At 64.6% G+C, this 18,281-nt stretch carries 13 protein-coding genes; 7 read left to right on the top strand and 6 right to left on the bottom strand.

Features of this window, described 5'->3' with window-relative positions; translation table 11 throughout:
- Positions 1-84: 84 nt before the first annotated feature.
- Positions 85-2,796: a TonB-dependent receptor gene (locus tag ABFX23_RS08905; RefSeq protein WP_346032743.1), complete on the bottom strand. Its 2,712-nt coding sequence runs from the start codon at positions 2,794-2,796 to the stop codon at positions 85-87.
- 562 nt (positions 2,797-3,358) lie between these two features.
- On the opposite strand from ABFX23_RS08905, the gene ABFX23_RS08910 reads away from it, so the two are divergent.
- Positions 3,359-5,116 carry a class I adenylate-forming enzyme family protein gene (locus ABFX23_RS08910; protein ID WP_346032744.1) on the top strand — a complete coding sequence of 586 codons (1,758 nt, stop codon included), beginning with the start codon at positions 3,359-3,361 and terminating at the stop codon, positions 5,114-5,116.
- A gap of 67 nt (positions 5,117-5,183) precedes the next feature.
- On the opposite strand, the gene ABFX23_RS08915 is transcribed toward ABFX23_RS08910, so the two are convergent.
- Positions 5,184-6,005 (bottom strand): mechanosensitive ion channel domain-containing protein, encoded by an 822-nt coding sequence (locus tag ABFX23_RS08915; RefSeq protein ID WP_346032745.1) that lies wholly within the window; start codon positions 6,003-6,005, stop codon positions 5,184-5,186.
- 259 nt (positions 6,006-6,264) lie between these two features.
- Here ABFX23_RS08915 and ABFX23_RS08920 point away from each other — a divergent pair, with 259 nt between their 5' ends.
- Both ABFX23_RS08920 and ABFX23_RS08925 read left to right on the top strand, forming a co-directional pair.
- A complete protein-coding gene (locus ABFX23_RS08920) occupies positions 6,265-6,516 on the top strand; it encodes a hypothetical protein (protein WP_346032746.1) in 252 nt (83 codons plus the stop codon).
- A complete protein-coding gene (locus tag ABFX23_RS08925) occupies positions 6,513-7,490 on the top strand; it encodes a calcium/sodium antiporter (RefSeq protein WP_346032747.1) in 978 nt (325 codons plus the stop codon). Before ABFX23_RS08920 ends, ABFX23_RS08925 begins: the two co-directional genes overlap by 4 nt.
- Before the next feature lie 61 nt (positions 7,491-7,551).
- Here the strand turns inward: ABFX23_RS08925 and ABFX23_RS08930 are convergent, their stop codons facing one another.
- The gene (locus ABFX23_RS08930; RefSeq protein WP_346032748.1) at positions 7,552-8,634 is read right to left on the bottom strand and encodes a Zn-dependent alcohol dehydrogenase; all 1,083 of its coding nucleotides are present in this window, start codon (positions 8,632-8,634) and stop codon (positions 7,552-7,554) included.
- A 183-nt stretch (positions 8,635-8,817) separates the two neighbouring features.
- Here ABFX23_RS08930 and ABFX23_RS08935 point away from each other — a divergent pair, with 183 nt between their 5' ends.
- Genes ABFX23_RS08935 through ABFX23_RS08950 form a run of 4 tightly spaced genes read left to right on the top strand, consistent with a single transcriptional unit; the run spans position 8,818 to position 13,576 of the window.
- The gene (locus tag ABFX23_RS08935; RefSeq protein WP_346032749.1) at positions 8,818-10,083 is read left to right on the top strand and encodes an acyl-CoA dehydrogenase family protein; all 1,266 of its coding nucleotides are present in this window, start codon (positions 8,818-8,820) and stop codon (positions 10,081-10,083) included.
- A complete protein-coding gene (locus ABFX23_RS08940; RefSeq protein ID WP_346032750.1) occupies positions 10,080-11,288 on the top strand; it encodes a thiolase family protein in 1,209 nt (402 codons plus the stop codon). The genes ABFX23_RS08935 and ABFX23_RS08940 overlap by 4 nt, the downstream gene beginning before the upstream one ends.
- Before the next feature lie 12 nt (positions 11,289-11,300).
- Entirely contained in the window at positions 11,301-12,497 is a 1,197-nt protein-coding gene (locus tag ABFX23_RS08945) for an acyl-CoA dehydrogenase family protein (RefSeq protein WP_346032751.1), read from the top strand.
- Positions 12,498-12,502: 5 nt separating this feature from the next.
- On the top strand, positions 12,503-13,576 hold the full coding sequence (locus tag ABFX23_RS08950) for an acyl-CoA dehydrogenase family protein (RefSeq protein WP_346032752.1): 1,074 nt from the start codon (positions 12,503-12,505) through the stop codon (positions 13,574-13,576).
- A 135-nt stretch (positions 13,577-13,711) separates the two neighbouring features.
- On the opposite strand, the gene ABFX23_RS08955 is transcribed toward ABFX23_RS08950, so the two are convergent.
- From ABFX23_RS08955 to ABFX23_RS08965, 3 genes are read right to left on the bottom strand one after another with little or no spacing between them, the layout of a single operon-like run.
- Positions 13,712-14,848, bottom strand: a complete 1,137-nt coding sequence (locus ABFX23_RS08955) for an acyl-CoA dehydrogenase family protein (protein ID WP_346032753.1) — start codon at positions 14,846-14,848, stop codon at positions 13,712-13,714.
- 1 nt (position 14,849) lies between these two features.
- The gene (locus ABFX23_RS08960) at positions 14,850-16,034 is read right to left on the bottom strand and encodes an acyl-CoA dehydrogenase family protein (protein WP_346032754.1); all 1,185 of its coding nucleotides are present in this window, start codon (positions 16,032-16,034) and stop codon (positions 14,850-14,852) included.
- Positions 16,027-18,063, bottom strand: a complete 2,037-nt coding sequence (locus ABFX23_RS08965; RefSeq protein ID WP_346032755.1) for a 3-hydroxyacyl-CoA dehydrogenase NAD-binding domain-containing protein — start codon at positions 18,061-18,063, stop codon at positions 16,027-16,029. Before ABFX23_RS08965 ends, ABFX23_RS08960 begins: the two co-directional genes overlap by 8 nt.
- Positions 18,064-18,281: the final 218 nt, after the last annotated feature.

Consider the following 18,281-nt stretch of genomic DNA (forward strand, 5'->3'; position numbering starts at 1 on the left):
TCACAGGCTGAAATTCAGCGGCTGAAAACAAAAGGGCCGGGAAACGCGCCCCGGCCCTTCGTGCGATAGCGGGAACGGGCGGCTTCAGAAACCGGCGCGAACCGTGATCCCGTATGTGCGCGGCTCCGCAAGGTAGGCCGAGTAGGTCTGCTGCGGCGCGACGAACGGCGTGTTGAAAGCCACCTGCGTGTAATCCTTGTCGAAGATGTTGTTTGCCCACAACTCCAGCGACCAGCCACGGTCGTCACCGGAAATGCCGATGCGCCCGTTGACGATGGTGAAGGCTTCCTGCTCCTTGCCGTAAGCAAGGTCCGACCCGGTGTTGTAGGCCCCCACCGAACGCGCGTTCAGGTAGACGAGGCCGCGCAGGCCCGACGTCCCCAGGTCCGGCGTCCAGCTGATCGAGCCGGTTGCCGCGATTTCCGGCGCGTTCGACAGGTTGTCCCCCGGCAGCAGGCGCAGCGCGGGGTCGAGCGGCGCGCCGGTATCGTCGCCGATCAGGTCGTTCTCGTAGCTGGTATCGGCATAGGTGAGGCCGAAGGCCAGCGTCAGGTCCACCAGCGGGTTGAACGTGGTTTCCAGTTCAAAGCCCTGCGCCACCACGCCCGGCTGAACGTTGTCCGGGCTGCACGACCCTGTCGCGGCGCTGCCATCCTGGTCGGCCCCGCCCAGCGAAGTGCTGCACGAATTGATGTTTTGCACAAGGAAGACAGAGCCGTTGAAGGTGTTCAGCTGGAAGTTGGAGAACTCCTGCCGGAACGCCGCGATGCTGGCCGAGAACGGGCGGCTGGTATATTTCACGCCGATCTCGAAGGCGTCGACGGTCTCTTCCTCGAACTGCAGGTTCGAAACATCGATCGCATTGACATTGAAGAACACCGGGTTGGCCAGCGCGGAACGATCGAGGTTGAACCCGCCCGCCTTGTAGCCGCGCGAATAGCTGCCGTAGATCAGCAGGTCCGGGTTGGGCTGCCACGACAGCACGGCGGTGCCGGTCAGCTCATCCTCGTCCCGCGAATCGGAGAGGGAGACGCCGTCCAGCTCGGCTGTCGAATTGCCCTGGCATGACAGCGCGATCAGGCCGCCCGCAAGCCCGGCCAGAGTCGGTACCTGCAACAGCGGCGAAAGGATTGCGCGGTTGGTGGGGCAGATCGTGTTGTCGTTGCCGAAAGTGGCGGAAAAATCCTTCTGCTCGCTCGTGTAGCGAAGGCCCAGCGTCAGGTCGATCGTGTCGGTCAGGTGCACGATGTTGTGCGTAAAGATCGCGAAGTTCTCGCTGTCCTGGTCATACACGTCACCCGTGCCGCCCAGATCGCTCACCTGCGCCAGGTTGTTGATACCCGCGATGATCAGCGGCGTGGCGGGTCCGAAAGCCGGGTCGCCCACCGTTCCGTCGAGGAAAGCAACCCCCGCGCCGAGGCAGTTGTCGGCCGCGGGATTGGCCAGCGCCGGATTGATGGCGAGCGCGATGCGGCAGCTGACGAACGTGCCGTAATCCGCACCAAAGCGCAGGTTGTCCTGCGAGCGCAGGCTCTCGTTGGCGTAGTAGCCGCCCACCAGCCAGTCGAGCCGGTCGTTGAACAGCGAGCCGTTGAGGCGGATTTCCTGCGTGAACGTCTCGAACGCGCGCGCTCCGCCGAATTCGTTTGGTGCGCGGTAGAGCAGGTCGACCGTGGTGTAGTCCGTGTCCGACCCCTGGAAGTTGGAGTATTCGCGATAGCCGGTGATCGAGGTCAGTGTGACATCGCCGAAAGTCCAGTTCAGTTCGCCGGAAAGGCCCCAGTCCTCGGTCTCGCCGTCGTAGCTGCGACCGGCCGTGGGGTAGATATCGCGGTTGAACGTGTCCTGGTTCAGCGCGCGCGGATCCTGCCCGAGGCCCAGCAGGACGTTGACGATGGGGTTGCTCGTGCTGGTCAGCGCGGGACTGCCGGGCGTGGGCTTGGTGAACGGATCGAGGCCGGGGCTGATGACGGCGAGCGGCGCGAATTCGGGCTGCACGAAAGTGGCCGCGCAACATGCCTCGTCCTTCTTCGAATAGTCGGCGATCAGGCGGAAGCTGACGTCGCTATTGGGCTCGAACAGGGCCTGCGCGCGCACGAGGTAGCGGTCGCGATCGTTCACGTCGACGTCGTTGGTTACATCGTTGTAGAAACCGTCGCGCTTGAAATAGACGCCGTCCACGCGCGCCGCGATCGTATCGCTCAGGGGTGCGTTGATCCCGGCCTCGAAGCGCATGGCATCGTAGTTGCCATAGGTGAAGGCGCCGTAGCCGTTGAGGTCGAATTCGGGCGGCGCGGTGTAGATGTTGATGAGGCCGGCGGTGGAATTGCGCCCGCCAAGGGTGCCCTGCGGGCCGCGCAGGATCTCCACCCGCTCGATCGGGCCGAGTTCGGACAGCGCGTTGCCGGAGCGCGAGCGATAGACACCATCGATGAAGACCGCGACCGAGCTTTCCAGGCCGGCGTTGTCGCCAACCGTACCGATGCCACGAATTCGGGCCGAGCCGTTGGCCTCGTTGCCGGTGGAGGACACCAGCAGCGACGGTGCAATCTGGTTCAGTTCGCGGATATCGGTGGTGCCGGACTGCTCCAGCATTTCTGCCGAAATGGCCGAGACCGCGATAGGCACGTCGGCCAGCGACTGGGCACGGCCCTGTGCCGTCACAACGATCACATTGCGGTCATCGGCCTCCTCCTGCGCGGCATCTGCTTCTTGCGCGAAGCCGACCGAGGGCATGCCGACGATGGCGCAGGCAAGCGCGCCATAGGCGATGGACTGACGAAAAACCGGTTTCATAGCTCTCTCCCAACTGAACCTTTTTCTTTGCGAGGTACGCCGTGCATCCGGGACGTGGGTGGCCGTTTGCCCGGCTCTTTCCCACGCCCTCCTACAGTCGGTACAGCGCCCTTCGTCTGCATGGCCCCATGTGTGCGCCTTTGTTCACAGCTAATCAAGTAATTTGAATATCGGGTATCCTGACGGGTTCGATGTGTTACCGGCGGGGCACAATTATCCCATGCCGCGGGTATCGCGAGCGAGTGCGGACCAGTCGCCATCGCGCGCGCCGGGAATTGGGCGAGCGCATCGCCAGGCGACTGACGTTAGAAGCAGGATCGCGCGCCCCGAATGCAAGCCGCGCAAGTGCTCGGCACCTCGGCATCGGTACTGCACGGCCGAACCCGGAACGCTGCTCACCGTCATTCCTCGCCCCGGCACATACCCGACGTTCCGCTCAAGCTGCGAAAGCTTCGTTCACCAAACGCTCCGGAGTCATACCCTATTTTCAGGATTGGCAATCCTACCCCTTGCGAATCCGGCCCGCACATGCCTATCCTCGGCACCAAGGAGAGAGATGCCCATGACCGATGCCGGCCCGGAAAGCGCCATGAGAGAACGCTGGGCGCCACCTGCAAACTGGCCCGCTGTGAGCCACGCGAAAGTCCGCGCCATGCTGACCGCGCCCGGCCAGCCGTTCGAGATGGAGACGGTTGCCATCGCAGGCCGCCCCACCCGCGTGTGGAAGAACGCCCTGCCCACGCTGCGCGCCATCGTGGAGGCATCGCGCGCCCACGGCGATACGCTGTGCACCATCTACCGTGACGAGCGCGTGAGCTACGAAGCGGGTTTCCGCGCGACCGCCGCCCTCGCCCGTCACCTGCGCGAATGCGGCATCGAGAAGGGGGACCGGGTGGCGCTGGCCATGCGCAACCTGCCCGAATGGCCGGTCGCCTTTTTCGCCATCACCGCGCTGGGCGCGATCTGTGTGCCCATCAATGCCTGGTGGACCGCCGAGGAACTGGCGTTCGGCCTTGGCGATTCGGGCAGCAAGGCGATCATCTGCGATGCCGAGCGGTGGGTCCGCGTCAGCGAAATCAGGGACAATCTCCCCGATCTTGAAACCTGCATCGTCTCGCGCGCCGAAGCCCCGCTGGAAGGCGCGCGGCGTCTGGAAGACATTCTCGGCACCAGCGACGCCTGGGCCAACCTGCCCGATCAGAGCCTGCCTCCCGCCGACATCGCGCCGGACGACGATGCCACCATCTTCTACACCAGCGGCACCACCGGCAATCCCAAGGGTGCGCTCGGCTCGCATCGCAGCATCTGCACCAACGTGCTTTCCAGCAAGTACAACCTCGCCTTCGCGCCGCTGCGCCGGGGCGAGATGCCGCCCGAACCGGAGCCGAAGACCGTGCTGCTGGTGATACCGCTGTTCCACGTGACCGCCTGCTCCGCCGCCATGGTCGGCTATTTCGTCAGCGGGCACACGATGGTGTTCATGCACCACTGGGACGCAGAGGAAGCCATGCGCATCATAGAGCGCGAGCGGGTGAACCTGACAGGCGGCGTGCCGACGATCGCCTGGCAATTGCTCGATCACCCGGCGCGCGGGGACTACGATCTCTCCAGCCTCGAACTCATCACCTACGGCGGCGCGCCCGCCGCGCCCGAACTGGTGCGGCGCATCCACGACGAATTCGGCGCGGCGCCCGGCAGCGGCTGGGGCATGACGGAAACGATGGCGACGGTAACGGGCCATGTGGCGGAGGACTATCTGAACCGCCCCGACAGCTGCGGCCCGCCGGTGGCCGTGGCGGACCTGAAGATCATGTCGCTGGACGGCACGCGCGAATTGCCCGTGGGCGAAGTGGGCGAGCTCTACGCCTTCGGACCGATGGTGGCGAAAGGGTACTGGAACAGGCCCGACGCAACGGCGGAAAGCTTCGTCGACGGCTGGATGCGTACAGGCGACCTTGCGCGCCTCGACGAGGAAGGCTTCTGCTATATCGTCGACCGGGCCAAGGACATGGTGATCCGCGGCGGCGAGAACATCTATTCGAGCGAGGTCGAGAACGTCCTCTACGAGCACCCCGCCGTCAGCGACGCCGCCGTGATCGGCCTGCCGCATCGCCAGCTTGGGGAAGAACCCGCCGCCGTCGTCCACCTCGCCAGCGGCGAAAGCGCGAGCGAGGCGGAACTGCAAGAATGGGTCGCCGCGCGCCTCGCCCATTTCAAGGTGCCGGTGCGGATCGCCTTCACCGACGACACCCTGCCACGCAACGCCAATGGCAAGATCCTGAAGAAGGACCTGCGCGGGTTGTTCGAGACGGCGGATTGATAGGGCGGGCGTGTCTGTTCAATTCAGGCAGGCACCTCGTTCGACCCGATTGCGGACAGAGCAATTACTACGCCCCGACAGTAATTCGTTGCCGCGAATGCACCAGTGAGCCGATTGCGCGAGTAACCGCGTTCTCCGCGCCTTGCGGATCGGGCAGATGACCGAACAGAATGATTTCGAGACGATACTTGCCGATTTCACTCGTCCCGAAGTTGATCCGGCAACGCGCTCTCTGATGACCCGAGGATGTCGTGGTTCCGGTGTCGGCGACATTGTCGGCCAGCGCCATTTCAGCGACCTCAAGCAGGTCCTCGTTCATGGCGAAGACGTCTGCATCGGGCTCGAAGGTCATTTCGAAGGCGTGCTCTATAGTCCCTTTTGCGTGAGGCAGGACCTTTGCAGGCAGAGTGAACAGCAAGCTGTACGGAAGGGTAATCGTGCGGCCTGTCGGCACGATCGACCCGTCGGCGCTCTCGAATTCCTTCAGCCGCGTCGCCAGCAGGTTGAGATCGAGAACCTCCCCCTTCGTCGTGCCCACCTCGATCACGTCTCCCACAGAGAACGCGCGCGTGAAAGTGCGCAGCGCCGCGCCGGACAGGCATAGGATCAGTTCCTTGGTCGCCACCACAATGGCGACTGCGACCGCCGTGAGCGACAGGGCGAAAGTCCGCAACTGCGGTGCCCAGATCATGATGAGACCGATTACCGCTACGAGGATCAGCACGTTGCGGAAATTCGCGGTCCAGCGGCGCGCGACTTGCTGTGTGAGATCGTCTCTGCGCCGCAGGGCGCGGCCTGCGATCAGCCTCGCCACAAGCAGGACCACAATGAGGGAAACCGATGCAAAAACGTCGGAAGTGTAGAGTGCTGAAGGAATCTCGAAATTCATCTGCTCTCCGTCCAAAATTCCCTGCCGCATGCCTCCGTGCGGCTCTTCAAGAAATGTGAACTGCTCGACCCACCGCCACTTGTAAACCTTGGCGGCTCTCATATCTGTCGCGAGTTACCGGGCCCCTCTGGCGATAGCTCCCCATGCATCGCGATGTCGGAACAAGTGGTTTTCCCAGATCATTTGATCGGACGAGGTTCGAAATGAAATTCACGACTACAGCCAGTGACGCGCCAATCCGTTGGTTCGGAGCGGTCTTGTGGAAATAGCGCTCTACGTGCTGGACGTGACCATTGTCGTCGCAGCGGTAATGTCTGCCTGGTTCTGGCTGCAAGCTGCGGGCAAGCCCCAGCGCAGGGTCAGCAAGTTCGAGGATTTCAACCACGCGGATCTGAACCGCCTGGTGACCGCGCTCAACCGCGCTCGCATCCTGAATGCTCGCGCAGCGGTTGCAACAGCGGTTGCAGCCCTGCTGGGCGGCCTCCGCGTCGCACTGGACCTTCTGCCATGACATACCTGCTGCTTGTTCTCGGTCTCGTCCTTCTGATCGCCGGTGGCGAACTCCTGGTGCGCGGCGCTGTTCGCATTGCCGAACATCTCGGCCTTTCGCCGATGCTCATTGGCCTCACGATCGTGGGGATGGGCACTTCGATGCCCGAACTCGCGGCGAGCGTTCAGGCCGCCCTTGCCGGTTCGCCGGGTATCGCTCTTGGCAATATCGTGGGCTCGAACATAGCGAACCTCTTGCTGATCCTCGGTCTGGCGGTTGCGCTCTCTCCCTTCGCGGTTCCTCGCGGGGTTCTCTGGCGCGATGGCGGAACAGGACTGGTCTGCGCAGCGATACTGATCGCGGCAGGTTATACACTCGGCCTTACCCGGGGCGTCGGTATCCTCCTGGTGGTGGGGATGTTTGCCTACGTGTATCTTGCATTTCGGCAGGAAAAGGCAGGGGCGGGTCATGGCGCGGCCTACGACAAGGCGTTGGCACTCGAGGAGATCGATCCCGCACTCGTTCCTTCTGCCAAGCCTCAAGGATCGATTGTGCTGGCGGCCGCTTCCTTGGTTGCGGGCATAGCTCTCATTGTTTGGGGAGGCAGCTTGCTCGTCGATGCTGCAATCACGATTTCGGCCAGTCTCGGCGTTTCGGACGAGGTCATCGGATTGACGGTCGTGGCCGTCGGTACTTCATTGCCGGAACTGGTGACGTCCGCGATTGCCGCGATCAAGCGCCAGGGAGAGATTGCTCTCGGTAACGTCCTTGGCTCGAACATTTACAACGTTCTCTTTATCGGAGGGGTAACCGGAATTGTCGCCCCAACCGAGATTCCGGCGGGTATTCTTCAAGTTGACCTGCTGGTGCTGCTTGCCGTTTCCGCCATCGTGATGCTGTTCGCCTTTACCGGCGGCAGGCTCTCACGAGTCGAGGGCTCCTTGCTGGTGGCAGGCTATGCCGGTTACGTGGCGTTCACCGCCGGCCTGATATGATCGACCGCGCCGGCAGCGGTCCGGCGAGCGTTCGCTTTCCACCGCAGGCGGCACTCCCCCATCAATCGAACGTTATCACCGACCGCGCGATCTTGCCGCCCTTCATTTCCTCGAAAGCCTCGTTCACCTGCGATAGCTGGATGCGGCGCGAGATCATTTCGTCCAGTTTCAGTTTTCCGGCCATGTAGAAATCGACAAGGCGCGGAATGTCGACGGGGAACTGGTTCGATCCCATCATCGATCCGCGCAGCTGCTTTTCCTGGAGCAGTTCATAACCGTTCAGCGTCACCTTCTGGCCCACCGGGATCATGCCGATCACCGTGGCAATGCCCCGGCGGCGGAGCATGCGGAAGGCGTCTGATGCGGTGTCCGCGCGGCCGATCGCCTCGAAGGCGTGGTCCACCCCGCCGTTCGTCAGGCCGAGCACTTTCTTCCACACGTCGCCTTCGGACGCGTCGATGAAATCGGTCGCACCGAAGTCGCGGGCGAGCTGTTCCTTTTCCGCCACCATGTCGATGGCGATGATGCGCCCGGCCCCGGCGATCTGCGCCGCGTTGATGGTGGATAGCCCCACCCCGCCGCAGCCGATCACGGCAACGCTCTGCCCCGGCCTCACCTCCGCCGTGCGGACAATCGAGCCATAGGCGGTGATCGTGGCGCAGCCCAGCAGGGCGGCGCGATCCAGCGGCATGTCCTTGCGGATTTTCACGCAGGCGTTCTCGTGGATCAGCAGCTGCTCGGCGAAGGCCGACAGGTTGAGGAACTGCGCCATCGATGCATCCGCCGTGCCTAGGCGCGGCTCGGCATCCTTGGGGCGCTGGGTATCGGGCTCGTTGCACAGCGACAGGTGCCCGCCCACGCAGAACTCGCAGTGTCCGCAGAAAGCGGAGAGGCAGGTGACGACGTGATCGCCCGGCGCGACGGTGCGCACTTCGCTGCCCACCTGCTCCACGATCCCTGCGCATTCGTGGCCCAGCACCGTGGGCAGCGCGGTCGGGTAGTGACCTTCCACGAAGTGCAGGTCCGAATGGCACACGCCGGTGGCCGCCGCGCGGATCAGCACCTCGCGCGGTCCGGGCTTCGAAATGGCGACATCCTCGACCTGCAGCGGCTCACCCACCGCGCGCAATACGGCTGCTTTCACTATGCTCTCCATCCGGCATGACTTTCAGGATTCGCAGGTTCGCTGAATTGGCGCGCTTTGCCAAGGCGAATTTTTGGAACCTGAAGATTGCGTATGTAGACAAGCGGCCCAAAAAGGTGCATTCGGACATTGCTTCGAAAGTTCGGTGCCGTGGAGAGGGCCCGTTGAGAGGATAGGGCAAACGTGGATTTCAACCTTAGCGACCGCCAGCGCGCCATGCGCGACCGCGTCAAACAGTTCATCGATGAGAAAATCAGGCCGCGACAGGCCGATTACAAGGCGGCGGCGGCTGCGGGAGACCGCTGGGCGCCGAACCCGGTGATCGAGGAACTGAAGCCCGTCGCGCGAGAGGCTGGCCTGTGGAACCTGTTCATGCCGCCCCACTCCGGGCAAGCCCACGTGGACGACAGCTTCACCTTCGAGGGCGAGCAGCTTTCGAATCTGGAGTATGCCTTGTGTGCGGAGGAAATGGGCCGCGTTTACTGGGCCAGCGAGGTGTTCAACTGCTCCGCGCCCGACACCGGCAACATGGAAGTGCTGCACCGCTACGGCACGCGCGAACAGAAGGACCGCTGGCTCACCCCGCTGATGAACGGCGAGATCCGCTCCGCCTTCCTGATGACTGAGCCGGACATCGCTTCCTCCGATGCCACCAATATCGAGGCCAGCATCATCCGCGACGGCAACGAGTGGGTAATCAACGGCCGCAAGTGGTGGAGCAGCGGCGCGGGCGATCCGCGCTGCAAGGTGGCCATCGTGATGGGCAAGTCCGATCCCGAAGGCTCGCGCCACGGCAGCCAGTCCATGATCCTGGTGCCGATGGATACGGACGGCGTGACCATCGAACGGATGTTGACCGTCTACGGTTACGACCATGCACCCCACGGCCATGCGGAGATCACGCTCGATAACGTGCGCCTGCCCGCCGACGCCATTTTGCTGGGCGAAGGGCGCGGGTTCGAGATCGCGCAGGGCCGCCTCGGCCCCGGTCGCATCCATCACTGCATGCGCACGATCGGCGTTGCGGAAGAGGCGCTGGAGGCCATGTGCCGCCGCCTCACAGCCCGTGTCGCGTTCGGTAAGTTCATCTACCAGCAGAGCGTGTGGGAAGAACGCGTGGCCCGCGCCCGCATCGACATCGAGATGAGCCGCCTCCTGTGCCTCAAGGCCGCCGACATGATGGACCGCGAGGGCAACAAGGCCGCCAAGAACGAGATCGCCATGATCAAGGTGCAGGCGCCCAGCATGGCGCTCGCCATCCTCGACGATGCGATCCAGGCGCACGGCGGCGGCGGAGTCAGCAGCGATCACGAACTGGCCGCGACCTGGGCCAGCACCCGCACGCTGCGCTTCGCCGACGGGCCGGACGAGGTCCACAACCGCGCCATCGCCCGCAATGAATTCAGCAAATACACCGACCTGAAGGCCAAACCGGGAGCGAGGTCATGACCCGCGAAGCCGCCATCGTTTCCACCGCCCGCACGCCCATCGGCAAGGCCCACCGCGGCGCGTTCAACGCCACCATGCCGGACCGGCTGGCCGCCCACGTGATCGACGCCGCGCTCGATCGCGCCGGGATAGAACCGGAAAGGGTGGAGGACCTCTACTGGGGCTGCGGCAACCAGTACGGCCCGCAGTTCTACAACCTTGGCCGCATGAGCGTGTTCGGCAGCAAATTGCCGCAGAGCGTTCCCGCGATGACGCTGGACCGCAAGTGCGCTTCCGGCCTCACCACGGTGGCGCTGGCCGCGCGCAGCATCATGGCAGGCGATGCCGACGTGCTGATGGCGGGCGGCTGCGAATCCATCTCGCTCACCATGGTGCCGGGCATTGTCGATCCATCCTGGCGATCGCCCAACGTGCTGGAACACGAGCCGGACGCCTACATGGCGATGATCGAGACCGCCGAGATCGTGGCCGAGCGCTACGACGTCTCGCGCGAGGCGCAGGACAAGTTCGGCGCGGAAAGCCAGCAGCGCGCCGCCGCCGCGACAGAGGCGGGCCGCCTCGCCGAGGAAATCGTCCCGCTCACCACCGAGAAAGTGATCCGGGCCAAGGACGGCAGCGAGACAGGCCGCGAGATGGTGACGCTGGAAGCGGACGAAGGCATCCGTCCCGGCACCACTTACGAGGCGCTGGCGAGCCTCAATCCCGTCTTCGGGGACGGCGCGAAAGTGAAGGAAGGCCAGCACATCACGGCGGGCAATGCCAGCCAGCTTTCGGACGGCGCGGCGGCGCAGGTGCTGATGGACCGCGCCACGGCAGAGGCCGAGGGGCGCGAGGTGCTGGGCGTGTTTCGCGGCTTCGCCTCCGCCGGATGCGCACCCGACGAGATGGGCATCGGCCCCGTTTTCGCGATCCCCAAGCTGCTCGACCGCGCCGGGCTCTCGGTGAGCGAAATCGGCCTGTGGGAGATCAACGAGGCATTTGCCAGCCAGGCGCTCTATTGTCGCGACCATCTCGGCATCGATCCCGAGCGGCTCAACGTCAACGGCGGCGCCATCGCGCTGGGCCACCCCTTCGGCATGACCGGATCGCGGCTCGTCGGCGCGGCGCTGCTGGAGGCGCGGCGGCGCGGTGAACGCTACGCCGTCGTCTCCATGTGCGTCGCGGGCGGCATGGGCGCTGCCGGCCTGTTCGAAATTCCTGCGTAAGCGAGAGAAGCCATGAACCTTGAATATACGCCAGAAGAAGAAGCCTTCCGCGAGGAAGTCCGCACGTTCCTGAAGGAAAAGCTGCCTGCCCGTCTTTCCAGCAAGGTGCGCGAGGGCAAGCGCCTGACCAAGGCCGATATGGAGGAATGGCACGCCATCCTCAACGAGAAGGGCTGGCTCGCCCCGCACTGGCCGGAAAAGTATGGTGGCACCGACTGGTCGGTGATGCAGAAGTTCATTTTCGAGACCGAGACCGCGATGGCCCACGCGCCGCGCATCGTGCCCTTCGGCCTGTCCATGCTCGCGCCCGTGCTCATCAAGTACGGCACCGAGGAACAGTGCCGGCACTACCTGCCGCGCATCCTCGATGGCACGGACTGGTGGTGCCAGGGCTATTCGGAGCCGGGCGCCGGGTCCGACCTCGCCAGCCTGAAGACCAGCGCGGTGCGGGAAGGCGACCACTATATCGTCAACGGCCAGAAGACCTGGACGACGCTGGGCCAACATGCCGACTGGATCTTCTGCCTCGTGCGCACCGACAGCAGCGGCAAGAAGCAGGAGGGTATCTCCTTCCTGCTGATCGACATGACATCGCCCGGCATCGAAGTGCGCCCGATCAAGCTGCTGGACGGCGATGCCGAGGTGAACGAGGTGTTCTTCACCGATGTTAAGGTGCCTGTCAGCAACCTCGTCGGCGAGGAGAACAAGGGTTGGACCTACGCCAAGTACCTGCTGACGTACGAGCGCACGAACATTGCCGGGATCGGCGCGAGCATGGCGGCGCTGGAGCAGTTGAAGCACATTGCCCGCACCACGAAGAAGAACGGCACGCTGCTGATCGACGATCCGCTGTTCGCGCAGCGGCTGGCGCGGCTGGAGATCGACCTCGAGAACATGAAGACCACGAACCTGCGCGTGCTGGATGCGGCGGGCAAGGGCGGTGCGCCCGTGGCGGAAAGCTCCATGCTGAAAATCCGCGGCACCGAAATCCGGCAGGAAATCGGCGCGCTGATGCGCCGCGCGGCGGGCCGCTACGCCCAGCCCTTCGTCGCGGAGAGCCTGGAGGAAGGCTACAACGGCGCGCCCGTCGGCCCCGAATGGACCGGCCCTGTTTCCTCGCAATATTTCAACAATCGCAAGCTTTCGATCTTCGGCGGCTCCAACGAGGTGCAGCGCGAGATCATCACCAAGGCCATACTGGAGCTCTGATCGTCATGGATTTCGCAATCGGTGAAGACCGCCAGATGTTGGCGGACACGATGTCCCGCTTTCTTGCCAAGAATTTCGACTGGGAAAAACGCCTCAAGATGATCGAGACCGAACACGGCTTCGATCGGGCGATGTGGAGCGAACTGGCCGAATTGGGCGTGCTGGGCGCGCTGTTTTCCGAAGACGTCGGCGGCTTTGGCGGCAACGCCTTCGATATCGGCGTGGTGTTCGCCGAAGTGGGCCGTGCCATTGCAACAGGGCCGTTCCTCGAAACGCTGATGGCCGGGCACCTGCTGGCCGCCGCTGGCGAGAGCGAGGCACTGGAAAGCGTGATCGGCGGCGAAAAGATCGTGACGCTGGCGCACGCTCCGGCGCACGATGCCGATAGCGGGGAGGACCGCGATGTTACCGCCAGCGGCTCGGGCGAGGACTGGACGCTCGACGGTTCGAAAGGCGTGGTCGGCTACCTCGGCGCGGCGGACCTGATCGTGGTCACGGCAGGTGACAAGGCATTCCTCGTGGAAGCAGGCGGGACAGGCGTTTCCGTGTCCGATTACAGGATGGTGGATGGCGGCTCGGGCGGCGAGTTGCACCTCTCGGGCGCTCCGGCGAAGCTCCTTTCCGGCGTCGATGCCAATACCATTGCCGAGGCCGAGGCGGCCGGCGTCGTGGCGCTTTCGTGGGAAGGCGTTGCCGTGATGGACCAGTTGCGCGATCAGACGCTGGAATACATGCGCACCCGCAAGCAGTTCGGCGTGCCCATCGGCAAGTTCCAGGCCTTGCAGCACCGCATGGCGACGCTGGCGCTGGAGATCGAGCAGGCGCGTTCCTCCTCGATCAATGCGGCGGCCTTTTTCGACAAGCCGGAGCGCGATCGCTTCGTCGCCGCGGCGAAGTACACGCTCGGCAAGGTGGGCAATCTGGCGGCGGAGGAAGCCATCCAGATCCACGGCGGCATCGGAATGACCTGGGAACTGCCGCTGTCGCACTATGCGAAACGCATGGTGATCCTCGGCCACCTGCTGGGTGACGAGGATGAGCACCTTGCCCGCTATATCGAGCTGATGCGCGCGGCCTGATTTCGGGACCGCGCCCTCCCCGTTGCAGCTAGGTTCGCCTATGGCTCACCAAGCTTCACTACCCCTCCCGCATGCGGGAGGGGAGCGAGACTTGGCGGCTTGCCGCCTAGTCGCAGCGGGGTGGGCCTGAGCCCTTCAATACCCCTCCATCCGAGCCAACAGGTCCGCATGGAAATCGGCATCGCCGAACATTTCGGCCAGCACGCGCTGGCGCTTCATGAAGAAGCCGATGTCGTATTCGTCGGTCATGCCGATGCCGCCGTGCATCTGCACCGCCTCGCGCACCGCAAGGCCGCTGGCCATGCCCGTCATCGCCTTGGCGACGGAAGCATCGCGGTCCGCATCGGCGCTGCTTGTATCGAGCGACTGCTGCGCTTTCAGCGTGGCGGCGCGGGCCACCTCCATTTCGCTGTAGAGGTGCGCTGCGCGGTGTTGCAGCGCCTGGTAGCTGCCGATCACGCGGCCGAACTGCTTGCGCTGCTTGAGGTAGTCGAGCGTCAGGGCGCTCGCCCCTTCGGCAACGCCCACCATTTCGGAAGAGGCACCGGCGCGCACTGCGCTCAGCACGCGGTTGAGCAATGCCCTGCCGCCGTCGATCTCGCCGATCACGGCGCTGCCGTCCAGTTCCACGCCGTCCAAGTCCACGCGCGCCGCAAAGCTGGAGTCGGCCAGCCGCTCGGCGTTGACGGTGATGCCCGGCTGGCTGCACGGCACGGCGAACAGAGTCACGCCGTCCTCGTCCGCTAAATCGCCCGATGTGCGGGCGGAAACGATCAGCAGGTCCGCCTCGTGCCCGAAGGCCACGAACTGCTTCGCGCCCGAGAGGCGAAAACCGTTGCCCTGCCGCTCTGCCTTCAGCGCAACATGGCGCGGGCGGTGCTTTGCGCCCTCGTCCAGCGCCAGCGCGGCGACGGTCTCTCCCGCGACGATGCCCGGCAACCACGCCTGCTTCAGCGCCGCGTCTGCGCCACGCAGCGCCTCGACCGCGCCCACCGCCGTGCCGATGAAAGGCGAGGGGGTGAGGTTGCGGCCGATTTCTTCGAGCACGATTCCGGCTTCGACATGACCCATGCCGAGGCCGCCGTCACCTTCGTCCACCAGCACGCCGGTGAAGCCCATCTCGCCGAACTGCCGCCAAAGATCGCGGCTGAACCCCGCGGGATCGTCCGCATCGCGAAGCGTGCGCAGGTGAGAGACCGGCGCCTCGCTCGCCATGAAGGGGCGTACGGTGTCAGCGAGGGTTTCCTGGTCGTCGTCTAGGAACAGCGGCATGTCAGCCCTCCGGCAGTTCGAGGATGCGCTTGGCGATGATATTGAGCTGGATTTCGCTCGTCCCGCCTTCGATGGAATTGGCCTTCGTGCGCAGCCAGCCGCGCGCGGCCTTTCCCCCACCCGAATTCTCGCTATCCCATTCCAGCGCGTCGCTGCCGCCCGCCGCCATCAGCAGTTCGTGACGGTCCTTGTTCAGCTCGGTGCCGTAGTATTTCATCATGCTGGGCTGCGCGGGGTGAATCTTGCCTGCCTTCAGACGGTCGATGAACCGCTCGCTCATTGCGGCGAAGGCGTGGGCACGCACCTCGTACAGGGCGATACGCGCGCGCAGCACCGGGTCGTCCAGCCGCCCCTGTTCGTCGCGCCCGATCTTCCCGAGTGCGTATTCCGATAGCGACGGCCCCTGCGCCCGCCCGCCCATGCCGGAGATCATCTCCCGCTCGTGGCCGAGCAGGTACTTGGCGACGGTCCAGCCCTGGTTGACCTCTCCCAACAATTGGTCCTTCGGCACTTTCACATCGTCGAAGAAGGTCTCGCAGAAAGGAGATGCGCCGCTGATCAGCTTGATCGGCTTCGTGGAAACCCCTTCCGATTCCATGTCGAACAGCAGGAAGGAAATGCCGCCCTGCTTCTGCGAGGTATCGGTGCGAACGAGGCAGAAGATCCAGTCGGCCCGATCGGCATAGCTGGTCCACACCTTCTGCCCGTTGACGAGGAAATGGTCGCCCTTGTCCTCTGCACTGGTAGAAAGGCTGGCAAGGTCGGAGCCTGCGTTCGGCTCGCTGTAACCCTGGCACCAGCGGATCTCGCCGCGCGCGATCTTCGGCAGGTGTTCCAGCTTCTGCGCCTCGGTGCCGTACTTCAGCAGCGCGGGGCCGAGCATGGATATGCCGAAGCTTTGCAACGGCACCCGGCAGCCGAGCGCCGCCATTTCCTGCTTCAGCACCTTGGCCTCGGCAGGCGACAGACCGCCGCCGCCGTATTCTCTCGGCCAGTCGGGCACGGTCCAGCCGCGCTGCGCCATCACGTCCAGCCATTGCTTCTGCGCGTCGCTGGCGAAAGTGAACTTGCGCCCGCCCCAGCAGATGTCCTTCTCGCTGCGCATGGGTGTGCGCATTTCGGCCGGGCAATTCTCCTCCAGCCAGTCGCGCGCCTCTCGGCGGAAGCCTTCAAGCGCGTCAGCCATTGAAAGTCTCGCCCTTCGCCGCCTTTTCGCGCAGCAATTGGCTCACTTCCATGCCGTGCTTCTCCAGCCCCGCCAGCACGCTATCGAGGCCAATGGTATCGGCCCAGAACATCGGCCCGCCGGTGTGCGGCGGCCAGCCGTAGCCGTTGACCCAGACGGTATCGATGTCGCTCGCGCGCTGGGACACGCCTTCCTCCAGGATGAGCGCGCCCTCGTTCACCATCGGATAGAGCAGCCGCTCGCGGATTTCCTCGTCGGAGATATCGCGCTGCTCCTCGCCCGACTTTGCGGCGAAGTCGGCGATCACAGCGTCCACTTCGTCAGACGGCGTGCGCTGGCGGTTTTCGTCGTAATCGTAGAAGCCCTTGCCGGTCTTCTGCCCGCGCCGCCCGCGCTCGCACAGCACTTCACGCACGGTGGCGCTACTCGTCTTCTCCGGGTCCCAGCCGATGTCGAGCCCTGCAAGATCGGCCATCTGGAACGGCCCCATCGGGAAACCGAAATCGGTCAGCACCTTGTCCACCTGCGCGGGCCGCGCGCCTTCCATCAGCAGTTCGCTCGCCTGCTCCTGCCGCTTCGCCAGCATGCGGTTGCCGATGAAGCCGTGGCACACGCCGGAAACCACCGCGACCTTGCCGATTTTCTTGGCCAGATCCATCGCGGTCGCCATCACCTGCGGGCTGGTTTTCTCGCCGCGAACCACTTCCAGCAGGCGCATGATGTTGGCGGGCGAGAAGAAGTGCAGGCCCACCACCTGCTCGGGCCGCGAGGTGCAGGCGGCAATCTCGTTCACGTCCAGATAGCTGGTGTTAGAGGCCATGATGGCGTCCGGCTTGCAGATCGCGTCCAGCTTGCCAAACACGTCCTTCTTGATCGCCATCAGCTCGAACACCGCCTCGATCACGAGGTCGCAGTCGGCGAGGTCCTGGTAATCGAGCGAAGTGCTGAGGTGGCCCATCGCTTTCTCGACCTGCTCCTCGGTCATCCGCCCCTTGCGCGCCGTGGCATCGTAATTCTTGCGGATGATGCCGACACCGCGATCCAGCGCTTCCTGCTCTCGCTCGACGATGGTGACATCGTACCCGGCGGAGAGGAAGTTCATCGCGATGCCGCCGCCCATCGTGCCCGCGCCGATGATGCCGACCTTGCGGATCGGCAGCGGCACCGCGTCCTTTGGCAAGCCGTCGATCTTGCCCGCCTGCCGCTCTGCGAAGAACACGTGGCGCAGGGCCTTCGACTGGTCGCCCATCACCAGTTCCATGAAGAACTCGCGCTCCTTCGCGATGCCCTCGTCGTAGGAAAGCTGCGTGGCCAGTTCGACCGCTTCGATGCAGCGTGCCGGTGCGTCGAGACCCTTCAGGCGGCGCGCGTTCTTCTCGCGGAATGCCTTGAACACGCCGGGGTCGTGCGCGTCGATCCTGTCGGTGCGCTTGCTGGAGACGGGATGCTCGCTCCCCCCCGCCACCTCGCGGGCGAAGGCGATGGCTTCTTCCCGCAGGCGTTCCGGCGCCACGATCCTGTCGAGCAGGCCGATGGCCTCTGCCTTCTTCGCCGAAACCGGGTTGCCCGTCACGATGATGGGCAGGGCTTCCTCCACGCCGACCACGCGCGGCAGGCGCTGGGTGCCGCCCGCGCCGGGCAGGATGCCGATCTTCACTTCGGGAAGGCCGATCTTCGTTGCGGGCACGCCGATGCGATAATTGCAGCCCAGCGCGATCTCGCAGCCGCCGCCCAGCGCCGTGCCGTTCAGCGCCGCGACCACCGGCTTGTCGAGGTTCTCGATGGAGTCGATCAATTCGGGCAGCGTCGGATGGACCGGGGCTTTTCCGAATTCGGTAATGTCCGCCCCGCCGGAGAACATGCGTCCCTCCGCCCGGATCACCACGGCCTTCACACCGTCATCGCTCGCTGCGTCCTCGACCGCGGCCGCCATCGCGTTGCGGACTTCGGTGGAGAAGGCGTTCACGGGCGGATTGTCGAGCGTGACGACAAGGACTTCGCCTTCGCGCTTGGTGGTGACTTTGGACATGCTTGCTCCCGTTCCGACTGGCTGCGTCTGCGGACGGGCAAAAGGCCCATGCGACTCCGCTTCCCGCACAGCCGTAGGACATACCGTGTTTTCAGACAAGCGGCTTTGCAGGATCCTCCGAGCGGGCGCGCGGGCGCGCAGCGTCGCACCCCGCCACGGCATCGCTGCGCCCGGTGTATCGCCCTGCGGCCCCTTGCTGTCCGTTCCCGGGCCCTTGC

It is taken from the genome of Erythrobacter westpacificensis, assembly GCF_039542285.1.
Classification (GTDB): Bacteria; Pseudomonadota; Alphaproteobacteria; order Sphingomonadales; family Sphingomonadaceae; genus Alteraurantiacibacter; species Alteraurantiacibacter westpacificensis.

What these genes read in the sequence shown, in the direction of transcription:
- ABFX23_RS08940 (WP_346032750.1), top strand. Translation starts at nt 10,080, where the DNA reads ATGACCCGCGAAGCCGCCATCGTTTCCACCGCCCGCACGCCCATCGGC.
- ABFX23_RS08910 (WP_346032744.1), top strand. Translation starts at nt 3,359, where the DNA reads ATGACCGATGCCGGCCCGGAAAGCGCCATGAGAGAACGCTGGGCGCCA.
- ABFX23_RS08915 (WP_346032745.1), bottom strand. Translation starts at nt 6,005, where the DNA reads ATGAATTTCGAGATTCCTTCAGCACTCTACACTTCCGACGTTTTTGCA.
- ABFX23_RS08945 (WP_346032751.1), top strand. Translation starts at nt 11,301, where the DNA reads ATGAACCTTGAATATACGCCAGAAGAAGAAGCCTTCCGCGAGGAAGTC.
- ABFX23_RS08905 (WP_346032743.1), bottom strand. Translation starts at nt 2,796, where the DNA reads ATGAAACCGGTTTTTCGTCAGTCCATCGCCTATGGCGCGCTTGCCTGC.
- ABFX23_RS08960 (WP_346032754.1), bottom strand. Translation starts at nt 16,034, where the DNA reads ATGGCTGACGCGCTTGAAGGCTTCCGCCGAGAGGCGCGCGACTGGCTG.
- ABFX23_RS08965 (WP_346032755.1), bottom strand. Translation starts at nt 18,063, where the DNA reads ATGTCCAAAGTCACCACCAAGCGCGAAGGCGAAGTCCTTGTCGTCACG.
- ABFX23_RS08925 (WP_346032747.1), top strand. Translation starts at nt 6,513, where the DNA reads ATGACATACCTGCTGCTTGTTCTCGGTCTCGTCCTTCTGATCGCCGGT.
- ABFX23_RS08955 (WP_346032753.1), bottom strand. Translation starts at nt 14,848, where the DNA reads ATGCCGCTGTTCCTAGACGACGACCAGGAAACCCTCGCTGACACCGTA.
- ABFX23_RS08950 (WP_346032752.1), top strand. Translation starts at nt 12,503, where the DNA reads ATGGATTTCGCAATCGGTGAAGACCGCCAGATGTTGGCGGACACGATG.